This is a genomic window from Pseudomonas sp. Sample_20, from assembly GCF_004307585.1.
GTDB classification, from domain to species: Bacteria; Pseudomonadota; Gammaproteobacteria; order Pseudomonadales; family Pseudomonadaceae; genus Aquipseudomonas; species Aquipseudomonas atacamensis.
The window spans coordinates 1-11182 of the sequence record NZ_RCOA01000085.1; the positions used below are offsets into that span (position 1 = coordinate 1).

Consider the following 11182-nt stretch of genomic DNA (forward strand, 5'->3'; position numbering starts at 1 on the left):
TGGACTTCAGCCCCCCAATTTCCCCAGCCCCGCGCCCACCCGCTCAGCAGCCTGCAAATCCCCACGCGCCTCCAACTCCTGCGCCACTTGCCGCAACTGCTCAACCGTCAATCCCACATTCAGACTGATCTTCAAATGCGACTCCAGCTGTGATTCCACCCCAGCCATTGCCGCCAGCGCGCCAACCGTCGCCAGTTCCCGATCCGTCCATGCCAGGTTGTCGCGGGCGAAGATGTCGCCGAACAAGTGCACTTTCAGAAACTGATCGATCGCCGGGGCGAATTCGAACAGTGGGCCGGACACTGGCGCACCGACCAGACGAGTCTGATTGTCGGTGCCGAGTTCAGTGAGCGCATATCCCGACGGAACCGGACCCGGCTCGCGTCCCGGCACGTCTTCGATGCCCCGAGCAGCGCGTTCCTGCAAAACCTTCATCAGCAATGACAAGGCGTTGAGGCTGCGCGGGAACCCGGCGTAGGCGTACAGCTGCACCAGAATTTCCTTGGTCTCGCTGATGCTCAGCCCGGCATCGAGACCACGATTGAGTGCGTCGTGCAAACGCGGCATGTCGCCGATGGCAGCGTTGGCGGCAATCGGGGCGATCGCCAGTTGTTCAGGCGTCAGAGGCTGTTCTTTCATGATCGGTTTCTCCGGTGATCGGGAAGGATTGGCGCAAAGGGGACTCACGCAGGCTGCACTGGCGAGGACCGCGCAGCCGAGGGCGACGATGCGCAGAAGACGCCCTTGATTTAACGATTTCTGGTTCATCAATGACTCTCCTCACTCATGCAGAGTGAACGTCACCCGCACATCGCCACGCCCCAAGACTTCAGCCAAGTCCTGCGGGCGGTCGATGCGACCAAGACGCGAATAGCGGTAGGACGAATCGAAGGTTTTGTAGAAGACCACCAACGTATCGTCGCCATACAAAAGGAAATCGCCGTTGTGGATCGTGCCCGGCCGGTAGGGCTGGGTGGGCAATGGCGGCTGCACGGTGGCGTATTTTTCATTGCCGTGCAGGTCGGTCATGTCCAGGCTCAGCGGCAATCGCGTGAGCAATTGCCGCGTACTCGGGTTGTCATCCAGAGCAATGGCAAAACGCTGTTCTCCGACGGTCATCCACATCCTGCTGGCCTCCATAGCGGTCGGTGCAGACAGAGCAACGGGCAGCCATGCCATCAGTACGAATCCCTTCCAGCCGTTGGCAAAAGTCCGCATCGCTTTGCTCCGTCGCGTTGAAAGTTACTTCAGGTTGCTCTTGAAGAACTGCGTCAGCTTGGCAAAAGGAATCAGCTCGACCCGGTCGTACAGATCGACATGGCCGGCATTCGGCACGATCACCAGTTCTTTCGGCTGCCCCGCCAACCGGAATGCCTCTTCGCTGAACTCACGGGAGTGCGCGTCGGCACCGGCAATAAACAACATCGGGCGCGGCGAGATGCTCTCGATATCGACGAACGGATAGAAGTTCATGAACTTGGTGTTGCTGCTCAGCGTCGGCCGCGTGGTCTGTTGCGGCGTCGAGCTGGCCGGGGTGAATTCGCCGCGCGGGGTGCGGTAGAAATCGAAGAATTCACGCTGGATCGGATGGGTGTCGGCCTTCAGTTCCAGCACGGTGCCGCCGGTGTATGCGACCTTGCCGCCAGTGAACTCGGCGTAACGCTGCTCTGCCGCTTGCGCAATAATCTGCTTGCGCTGCGCAAGGCTTTGCGAATGCTTTAGGCCGTCACGGTTGGCCGCGCCCATGTCGTACATGCTGACAGTGGCGATGGCTTTCATGCGTGGGTCGATTTTCGCCGCGCTGATCACGAAGCTGCCGCTACCGCAGATGCCCAACACGCCGATGCGCTCGCGGTCGATGAATGGCCGTGTGCCGAGGTAATCGACGGCCGCGCTGAAGTCTTCGGCATACATGTCTGGCAACACCGCGTTGCGCGGCGCGCCCTCGCTTTCGCCCCAGAACGACAGATCCAGCGATAGGGTGACAAAGCCCTGCTCTGCCAGTTTCTGCGCATACAGATTGGCGCTCTGCTCCTTTACCGCGCCCATCGGATGGCCAACGATAATCGCCGCGCTGCGCGCTGCCGGGTCGAGTCCTTTGGGCACAAACAGGTTGCCGACCACGGTCAGTTGATATTGGTTTTTGAAGCTGACCTTCTGCACGGTCACCTTGTCGCTCTTGAAGAAATTGTCGGCACCGTGGGACATGTCAGCTCCGAATGCAGTAAATGAACTCAGGAGAAACCCGAGCAGTATGAACAGTCGTTTCATGGGGGGCGTCCTTGATCGAGAAGCCAGGCGTGGCCGGGATGAAGGTATTGTTGCGCAGGCTCGAGGCTTTGATTAGCTAATGAGTGCTTAATGCGGTTATAAACACTGCTAATCAATAAACCCGAGCGCGCACCCATGGCCAAACCCAACTTCAACGACCTGCTCGCCTTCGTCACCGTTGCCCGCAGCGGCAGCTTCACCCGCGCGGCGGTGCAATTGGGCGTGACGCAATCGGCGGTGAGTCAGATAGTCTCGGCGCTGGAAGCGCGTCTGAAAATTCGCCTGCTGACCCGCACCACACGCAGCGTGTCACTGACGGCGGCCGGCGAACGTTTGCTGCACACCGTGGGTCATCGTTTCGATGAAATCGAAGCCGAGCTGGACGCGCTGACCGAGTTGCGCGACAGGCCTGCCGGTACGGTGCGCATCACCTGCGGCGACAACATCATCAAGACCACTCTGCTGCCCAAGCTGACGCCACTATTGCTGCAATACCCGGACATCAAGCTCGAGTTTGATATCAACTACGGTTTCCGTGACATCGTTGCCGATCGCTTCGATGCCGGCGTGCGTTTCAGCGATACCGTCGCCCAAGACATGATCGCCGTACCGATCGGCCCGCCGCTGCGCATGGCCGTCGTCGCCTCGCCCGACTACTTTGCCCGGCACCCCGCCCCGCAACATCCGCGCGAGCTGGCGGCGCACCGCTGCATCGACATTCGCTTCCCGACCTACGACGGTGTCGATGCCTGGGAATTCGAGCGGCAGGGCAAAAAGCTGAAAGTGCGGGTCGACGGCCAACTGGTGTTCAACTCCACCGTGCACATCGCCGACGCCGCTGTGAACGGGTTAGGGATTGCCTACCTGCCTGAAGACGAGTTCGGTGCGCATCTGGCCGAAGGACGTTTGGTCAGAGTGCTGGAAGACTGGTGCGAACCGTTCGGTGGCTTCCACCTCTACTACCCCAGCCGCCGCCAACCATCGCCGGCGTTTTCTCTGGTGGTGGATGCGTTGCGCGTGGATCCAGCACCGTTGTAGGAGCGGGCCTGCTCGCGATAGCGTCGGCACATCCAACAGGGTAAGTGCCTGATCCAGCGCTTTCGCGAGCAGGCTCGCTCCCACAGGTTTTTGCGTCAGACCCCGGAAAGCAATCGATTCACAAGTCCAATGTGGGAGCGAGCCTGCTCGCGAAGGCGCCAGACCAAGCAAATCATCTCTGCATGCCAGCCGCGCGGCACCCTCACAACTTCGGCACGTCCCCGGTCGCCTCGGCAATCGTCGCCAAAGTTTCCTCCATGCTGGCGATGTCTTCATGCAGCTTTTGAAACACCAGATCCAGCGACTCGGGAGCGTCCACGGTCTGATGGCCACGCAGCGACTCGACGCTAGCGCTCTCCACGTGCTGGAGAATGTCCACACTTTCTCGCAGTGCCAACAGCTGATCGAAGATAGCGGCAATCTGCGCCTGGCTGCGGGTGCTCATCATTTCCACCCAAGCCTGGCAATGATTTCACGGCGATACGGCGTGTCGATCTGCGCCGGCACCTGTTCGATATAGTCGCGCGCTTGTTCGTGCGCCGCGCCGCTCAACCCGGCCAGATAAGAAACTGCGTCGTCGACATTCGGCACCAGGCCTTCGATGTTCTTGAATCTGCCGGGCAGCGCCGTCCAGATCACTGCATCCAGTTGCCGAGGAATTGCCCATTCGGCGAGCATGCCCATCGGCGAGGTACCGACGGTGAAACTGCCGATGCCATCCTCCCTGCCCTCCGGCACGCCTTCTCGAATACGCAGCAGTTCGCGGGCCTGATCGAGATCGGTCACGTCGAGGACCGACCACAGCACTTTGCACGGCGGCGCGTTCGCGCTTATGGCTGTAGTCAACTCGCCATTGTCACTGACGCGAACGAAGTCGATCGGTACCTGCGGCCCGTCGGCAAACCACTCGCTGGCCAGCGGCAAGCCGTCCGGTTTCCAGATCAGTGAGCCCCATCCCAGACATGCAATGACCATAAATCAGACCCTTCTGAAGAAACGATGAACACAGAAAAGAACAGCCTGCTCAGCCTTTGGTTTTTCGCGGGTCGGCTGCGCGCGGAAAGGTGCGTTCTTCCTGAATCGTCCCGTCTTCTTTATGGATTTTCAGCGAGGCGGTTTTGTCTTGGAGGTAGTCGCTGGCAATTTGGGTGATCTCGGCTTTGGTTGCAGCCGTTTTCGAAGCACGCTGCGCGCCCTCTTTGACCAGTTCCCAGCGCTGCTGGTTTTTGTTGATGTGGTAGTTATCCATTCCTTCACCTCTGATGTGAATGACGTGACCGTTAAAGGATTGACCTTGAGCGGTTCAGAGAGTTTGAAAGAATTGATCCCCTCTCAATACGCGAACTCGTGCCCCAACTCGCTCTCCATCCACGCCAGAAAACGCCTGACCCGTGGAAAGCTCGAATGCGCTTTGGGGAATACCAGATGGTGCGCAGCCACCGCAGCACTCAGAGATTCAGGCGCGACTTCAACCAGCGTGCCCGCGGCCAGATACTTCTGCGCCAGCAATGTGCTTTCCAGCGCGAAACCCAAGCCATGACTCGCCGCTTCCAGCGACATGTAGGAACGATCGAAGCTCAGCGCGTACGGCCGCTCCGGACGCGCCAGACCATGCTGGGCAAACCATTGCGCCCATTTGAGCAGGGTGGCTTCCGACAGAATCAGATCACACTCCAGCAGATCCGCCGCGCCGCGTACCGGGCGTTGCGCGAGCAGTTTCGGTGAGGTCAGCACCGCGAACGTCTCGTTCCTGACCGTGCGCACCTCATAACTGGGCCAGTTCGGCAGGCCGTGACGGATATCGACGTCGATCTTGTCGCGACTGAAGTGCAGCGATTCATAGGAGCACGAAAGATTGATCTGTATGTCCGGGTGACTGGCGCGAAACGCTTCCAGACGCGGCATCAGCCAGAGCAGGCCGAAGCTTGGCGATGAGTGCAAGCGCAGGCAATCGAGGCTGACATCGCTGGTCGCACGCTCGGTGGCAACGGCGAGGCTGTGCAGAATCCCGGAGACTTCCTTGAGGTACTGCTCGCCGACCGGCGTCAGCGAGACGCCCCGAGCAGCGCGAACGAATAATTGCCGGCCGATCATCCCTTCGAGTTTCGCCAGTTGATGGCTGACTGCCGAGGGTGTCAGGTCCAGCACTTCCGCCGCTCTGGCGACGTTGCCGAAGCGCGCGGTTTGTTCGAAGGCCTGAATTGCTTTCAGCGGTGGCAGGATGATCGATGCCTCAGTGTCAGAGCGCATGGGGACTCCGTGGTGATTTCTTGTGATGTACGGCCCGGTTTCATTCAAGCATTTGCGAAACGGCCTGACGAGTGCTGAATTTTTTTCAGCATTGAGTGACTTCCGCGTTATTGCTCACGCTCGCCCCGGAGGACAAGCTGAGTCATCGGTTACTTACACACCGACCCAATAAAAACAATTCGAGGGAATCCTCCATGCTTCTTCAAGGCAAAGTCGCAATCATTACCGGTGCCGCATCTGCCCGTGGCATTGGCCGCGCTACCGCCAGCACATTTGCGCAACACGGCGCTCGCGTGGTCATCCTCGATCTGGATGCCTCCGCAGCACGTGACGCCGCCGCAGCACTGGGCGAAGGTCATCTGGGCCTGGCGGCCAACGTGGCCGACGAAGCGCAGGTTCAGCAAGCCGTCGCCGCCATCATCGAGCACTTCGGGCGCATCGATATTCTCGTCAACAACGCCGGCATCACCCAGCCACTGAAGACTCTGGATATTCGCCCTTCGGACTACGACAAGGTGCTGGACGTCAGCCTGCGCGGCACTTTGCTCATGTCCCAGGCGGTGATTCCGCTGATGCGCCAACAGTCTTCCGGCAGCATCGTCTGCATGTCGTCGGTGTCGGCCCAGCGCGGCGGCGGCATCTTCGGCGGCCCGCATTACAGCGCGGCCAAGGCCGGTGTGCTGGGGCTGGGCAAGGCCATGGCGCGGGAATTGGGGCCGGACAACATCCGCGTCAACTCCATCGCTCCCGGCCTGATTCACACCGACATCACCGGCGGCCTGATGCAGGATGAACGCCGCCACGCCATCATCGAAGGCATTCCGCTGGGGCGCCTGGGTCAAGCGCAGGACGTCGCCAACGCCGCGCTGTTTCTGGCCAGCGACCTGTCCGCTTATCTGACCGGCATCACCCTCGATGTGAACGGCGGCATGCTGATTCACTGAGTAACTCTGGGCGGGCCTGCGTGGCCCGTGCGGTTCTGGATCGATGACGCAGCCGGGCCTGATGACCTGGCGGTCAATAAAAACAAGAGATCAGACCATCATGACTACCCTGTCGCTCGAAGCGGTTTCGACCGTGCGTTCTTCTGCCTATCGCAAAACGGCCTGGCGGCTGATGCCGTTCCTGATGCTGTGCTACCTGTGCGCCTATCTGGACCGGGTCAACGTCGGTTTCGCCAAGCTGCAAATGATGAACGATCTGGCTCTCAGCGAAACGGTCTACGGACTGGGCGCGGGGGTGTTTTTCATCGGCTATTTCCTTTGCGAAGTGCCTAGCAACATCATCCTGCACAAGGTCGGCGCACGGGTGTGGATTGCACGGATCATGATCACCTGGGGCATCGTCTCGGCGCTGTTCGCCTTCGTCGAAACCGCCTGGCAGTTCTACGCGCTGCGCTTTCTGCTGGGGATTGCCGAAGCCGGTCTGGCGCCGGGCCTGCTGCTCTACCTGACCTACTGGTTTCCGTCCTATCGGCGGGCGCGCATGACCGTGTTGTGGTTTATCGCCATTCCGCTGTCAGGCATGGTCGGTGGCCCGCTGTCCGGTTGGATCATGAACCACTTTGCCGGCGTGCACGGCTGGGCCGGCTGGCAGTGGATGTTCGTTCTCGAGGCGGTGCCCACCGTGGTCGTCGGCCTGCTGGTGCTGAGTTATCTGAAGGACGGCGTGCATCAGGCGACCTGGCTCAATGACGAGGAAAAAGCGCTGATCACTCGCGAACTGGCCGAAGACGACCAGCAAAAGGTCACCCACGCCTCGATCGGCGAGTTCATCCGCGACCGGCGCTTGTGGCTGCTGGCGGCGATCTACTTCTGTGTGGTCATGGGCCAATATGCGATCACCTTCTGGCTGCCGACACTGGTGCGTAACGCAGGGGTTTCCGACCCGCTGCACATCGGTTTCCTGACCAGCCTGCCCTATCTGTGCGCCATCGCCGCCATGCTCCTGGTCGGCCGCAGTGGCGACAAACACCGCGAGCGCCGCTGGCACCTGATCGTGCCGATGATCGCCGGTGCCATCGGCTTGAGCCTGGCAGCGCTGATGGGCGGCAATCCGACCTTGTCGATCCTCAGCCTGTGCCTGGCCGCCTCCGGCATTCTCTCCGCCACCTCGTTGTTCTGGATGCTGCCCACCACGCTGCTTGGCGGAGTGTCTGCGGCGGCCGGCATCGCCGCGGTCAACAGCTTCGCCAACCTCGCCGGGTTCTGCTCGCCTTATCTGATCGGCTGGATCACCACCCTGACCGGTTCCAGCGCCATCGGCATGTACCTCATCACCGGGGTGCTGTTCCTCGGCGCGAGCCTGGTCCTGCGTATTCCCGCCGCTTTGGTCAATCGTTGAGTCAACGGAGTTTCATCATGACGACTAATCTTGCACACGCTGCATCGCTGAGCCTGACCCAGCGCGCGCACAACATTCGCCGCCATGCACTGCGCATGGGCCAGGTTCAGGGCCAGGGCTATGTAGGCCAGGCCCTCGGCGCGGCTGACCTGCTGGCGGTGTCTTACTTTCATGCGATGAACCATCGCCCGACAGATCCCGAATGGGAGCAGCGCGATCGCTTCTATCTCTCCATCGGCCACTACGCCATTGCGCTGTACGCAGCGCTGATCGAAGCCGAGATCATTCCGCTCGACGAGCTGGAAACCTACGGTTCGGATGACAGCCGCCTGCCGATGTCGGGCATGGCCGCCTATACCCCGGGCATGGAAATCACCGGCGGCTCGCTGGGTCAGGGCCTGGGTATCGCGGTCGGTGCCTGCCTGGGCCTCAAACGCAAAGGCTCGTCATCTTTCGTCTACAACCTGCTGTCCGATGGCGAACTCAATGAAGGCTCGACCTGGGAAGCGGTGATGTCGGCTTCGCACTGGCAGCTCGACAATCTGATCGCCATCGTCGACGTCAACAACCAGCAGGCCGACGGTTACTCCAGCGAGATTCTCTCGTTCGAACCCATCGTCGATCGCTGGCAAGCCTTTGGCTGGTTCACCCAGCGCGTCGACGGCAATGACCTCGACGCCCTGGTCGCTGCATTCGATGCCGCGCGCAATCACCCCGGCGGGCAACCGCGCGTGATCATCTGCGACACGAAAATGGGCAAAGGCGTGCCGTTTCTGGAGAACCGGGAAAAGACCCACTTCATTCGCGTCGAAGAGCACGAATGGGACCTGGCACTGAGCAACCTTGAAGAAGGAAAAGACCAATGAGCAACGCCGCCAACACTGCGCCTTCGACTGCTACTGGCGCGCCGGTGAAAAAGCGCCTGACCACCTCGGCGATGATTGCCTCGATTGCCTCCGAGGGCCAGGCGACCCGCTCGGCACCGTTCGGCCATGCGCTCGCAGCGCTGGCAGACCAGCGCGCGGACATCGTCGGCCTGTCAGCTGACCTGTCCAAGTACACCGACCTGCACATTTTTGCCAAGGCGCACCCGGAGCGTTTCTATCAGATGGGCATGGCCGAACAGTTGCTGATGAGCGCGGCCGCGGGCATGGCGCGTGAGGGTTTCGTGCCCTTCGCCACCACCTACGCGGTGTTCGCTTCGCGCCGTGCTTACGACTTCATCTGCATGGCCATCGCCGAGGAAAACCTTAACGTCAAAATCGTCTGCGGTTTGCCCGGCCTCACCACGGGTTACGGGCCGAGCCACCAGGCCACCGATGATCTGGCTATTTTCCGCGCCATGCCCAATCTGATGATCGTCGACCCTTGCGATGCGCTGGAAATCGAACAGGCCGTGCCGGCCATCGCCGCTCACCAAGGCCCGGTCTATATGCGTTTGCTGCGCGGCAACGTGCCGTTGGTGCTGGACGAGTACGGTTATAAATTCGAGATCGGCAAGGCCAAGACCCTGCGCACGGGCAACGACGTGCTGATCATCTCCACCGGGCTGATGACCATGCGCTCACTGGAAGCGGCCAAGCAATTGCAGGCCGACGGCATTGATGTGGCCGTGCTGCACGTGCCGACTATCAAGCCGCTGGATGAACAAACCATTCTCGCCGAAGCGCGCAAATCCGGGCGTCTGGTGGTCACAGCCGAGAACAGCTCGATCATCGGCGGTTTGGGTGAGGCGGTTGCCGGGTTGTTGTTGCGCAATGGCGTGACGCCCACCTTCAGACAGATCGCGTTGCCCGACGCCTTCCTCGACGCCGGTGCCCTGCCGACGCTGCATGATCGCTACGGCATTTCGACGCCGGCTGTCTGCGCGCAGATCAAAGCCTGGCTGTAACTCCACCGTGGGCGGCGCTTCGATCAGAGGCGCTCGCTCATTCGAGAACAGGAGGCAGAACGTGAAAGCACATGAACTGCTGGATCCCGACTTCAAAAGCTTTTCAACCCCCGGCGCACAAGCCTGGACGTTGGAGACGCTGCCCGCGATCAGGGAGCGTGTCCATGCGACATTCAAATCCCGAGAACAAGCGCGCGGTGAAAGCCTATGGACCAAGGCCCACGACGGTGAGGATTTGCGCCTGTGTCTTTACCGGCCCGCCGCCGCAGCAGCGGACGGTAATTTTGCGGTGATCCTGTACATCCATGGTGGAGGTTTCGTCCTCGGTTGCCCCGAAATGGCCGATGACTATCTGGCTGACCTCGCCGAAGCACTTAAGGCGATCATCGTCGCCGTCGATTATCGTCTCGCGCCAGAGCACCCCTTTCCTATTCCCCTGGAAGATTGCTACACCGCCCTTGGCTGGGTTTTCGCCCACCAGCAAACGCTCAATATTGACGCCGACAAAGTAATCGTCATGGGCCACAGTGCCGGCGCCGGGCTGGCAGCAGCGCTGGCCATTGCGGCGCGGGATCGCGGCGAGTATTCCATCGCCAGTCAGGTGATGGTTTATCCGATGCTCGACCACCGTTCGGGCAGCGCAGCCTCGCCTCAGCAGAACAGCACGACCGGCGTGATTGGCTGGACGGCGCAAGCCAACCAGTTCTGCTGGGATTGCCTGCGCGCTGACCAAGCGCTGGATGATCTGCCAATTGGCTGGTTTTCGCCGGCCCTGCAAGACGATCTGCGTGACTTGCCACCGACGTTTCTGGCCGTCGGGGCGCTGGATCTGTTTCTGGAAGAGGACGTTGCATTTGCCCTGCGCCTGTCGCGCGCCGGGGTTGCCGTCGAACTGCATGTCTACCCTGGGGCGCCACATATGTTTGATCAGTGCCCCGGCAGCGTTAGCGATCAGTCTGCGCTGGATATCGTCCGATCAGTTCGGCGATCGATAGCTAGCGCATTAACTGCTGAGGAATAGAAAGAACAGCTGAAACGGTACAACAGGATTTCTTATACAAAGCCTTCCCCCCCCTCCCACGCTTATTGATTAATACCTTCGCAGACCGGCAGCTGCGGAGGTTGGCCTGCGCTTTGAGAAATTCAATATCGCTTAGCCATCGCTCTCCTCGATTCCGCCCGGCCCTTTTCCAGCGCCCCTTTGGATAATGTCGAAAACGACACATTTTGTTGCACCCAAAAACCGCTTGGATCCAACGCCCCGACAAACGGTAACGACCTGAATAGAGCAGATTTTCAAATAGATAAACGTGGGCAAATGGCCCATCCATACGCTCGTCAAAAATCAGGCAGCCCCATCCGACACTCCCTATCTATGGTTTTAAAACC

Annotated in this window: 13 protein-coding genes; 6 read left to right on the forward strand and 7 right to left on the reverse strand. The window is 60.3% G+C overall.

Annotated features, from left to right (window positions below; all coding sequences use genetic code 11):
- Window positions 1-6: 6 nt before the first annotated feature.
- The 3 genes from D8U70_RS18330 to D8U70_RS18340 form a co-directional block, all read right to left on the reverse strand.
- Window positions 7-639 (reverse strand): carboxymuconolactone decarboxylase family protein, encoded by a 633-nt coding sequence (locus tag D8U70_RS18330; RefSeq protein WP_241664672.1) that lies wholly within the window; start codon window positions 637-639, stop codon window positions 7-9.
- Window positions 640-780: 141 nt separating this feature from the next.
- Window positions 781-1218 (reverse strand): cyclophilin-like fold protein, encoded by a 438-nt coding sequence (locus tag D8U70_RS18335; protein WP_241664673.1) that lies wholly within the window; start codon window positions 1216-1218, stop codon window positions 781-783.
- Between the two features lie 24 nt (window positions 1219-1242).
- Complete coding sequence (locus D8U70_RS18340; RefSeq protein WP_122507035.1) at window positions 1243-2271, reverse strand: alpha/beta hydrolase; 1029 nt, start codon at window positions 2269-2271, stop codon at window positions 1243-1245.
- A gap of 135 nt (window positions 2272-2406) precedes the next feature.
- On the opposite strand from D8U70_RS18340, the gene D8U70_RS18345 reads away from it, so the two are divergent.
- On the forward strand, window positions 2407-3309 hold the full coding sequence (locus D8U70_RS18345; RefSeq protein ID WP_130929456.1) for a LysR family transcriptional regulator: 903 nt from the start codon (window positions 2407-2409) through the stop codon (window positions 3307-3309).
- A gap of 202 nt (window positions 3310-3511) precedes the next feature.
- On the opposite strand, the gene D8U70_RS18350 is transcribed toward D8U70_RS18345, so the two are convergent.
- From D8U70_RS18350 to D8U70_RS18365, 4 genes are all read right to left on the reverse strand, one after another.
- The gene (locus D8U70_RS18350; RefSeq protein WP_122610325.1) at window positions 3512-3754 is read right to left on the reverse strand and encodes a hypothetical protein; all 243 of its coding nucleotides are present in this window, start codon (window positions 3752-3754) and stop codon (window positions 3512-3514) included.
- Entirely contained in the window at window positions 3754-4284 is a 531-nt protein-coding gene (locus tag D8U70_RS18355; RefSeq protein WP_130929457.1) for a hypothetical protein, read from the reverse strand. Before D8U70_RS18355 ends, D8U70_RS18350 begins: the two co-directional genes overlap by 1 nt.
- A gap of 49 nt (window positions 4285-4333) precedes the next feature.
- Window positions 4334-4558, reverse strand: a complete 225-nt coding sequence (locus D8U70_RS18360) for a DUF2188 domain-containing protein (RefSeq protein WP_016774410.1) — start codon at window positions 4556-4558, stop codon at window positions 4334-4336.
- Between the two features lie 83 nt (window positions 4559-4641).
- A complete protein-coding gene (locus tag D8U70_RS18365) occupies window positions 4642-5559 on the reverse strand; it encodes a LysR substrate-binding domain-containing protein (protein WP_130929458.1) in 918 nt (305 codons plus the stop codon).
- 194 nt (window positions 5560-5753) lie between these two features.
- On the opposite strand from D8U70_RS18365, the gene D8U70_RS18370 reads away from it, so the two are divergent.
- From D8U70_RS18370 to D8U70_RS18390, 5 genes are all read left to right on the forward strand, one after another.
- Window positions 5754-6503, forward strand: a complete 750-nt coding sequence (locus D8U70_RS18370; protein ID WP_024012667.1) for an SDR family NAD(P)-dependent oxidoreductase — start codon at window positions 5754-5756, stop codon at window positions 6501-6503.
- 100 nt (window positions 6504-6603) lie between these two features.
- Entirely contained in the window at window positions 6604-7902 is a 1299-nt protein-coding gene (locus tag D8U70_RS18375) for an MFS transporter (RefSeq protein WP_073474915.1), read from the forward strand.
- A 17-nt stretch (window positions 7903-7919) separates the two neighbouring features.
- The gene (locus D8U70_RS18380) at window positions 7920-8768 is read left to right on the forward strand and encodes a transketolase (protein ID WP_122507031.1); all 849 of its coding nucleotides are present in this window, start codon (window positions 7920-7922) and stop codon (window positions 8766-8768) included.
- Entirely contained in the window at window positions 8765-9793 is a 1029-nt protein-coding gene (locus tag D8U70_RS18385; RefSeq protein WP_071171997.1) for a transketolase family protein, read from the forward strand. The genes D8U70_RS18380 and D8U70_RS18385 overlap by 4 nt, the downstream gene beginning before the upstream one ends.
- 61 nt (window positions 9794-9854) lie before the next feature.
- Window positions 9855-10814 (forward strand): alpha/beta hydrolase, encoded by a 960-nt coding sequence (locus D8U70_RS18390; protein ID WP_130929459.1) that lies wholly within the window; start codon window positions 9855-9857, stop codon window positions 10812-10814.
- Window positions 10815-11182: the final 368 nt, after the last annotated feature.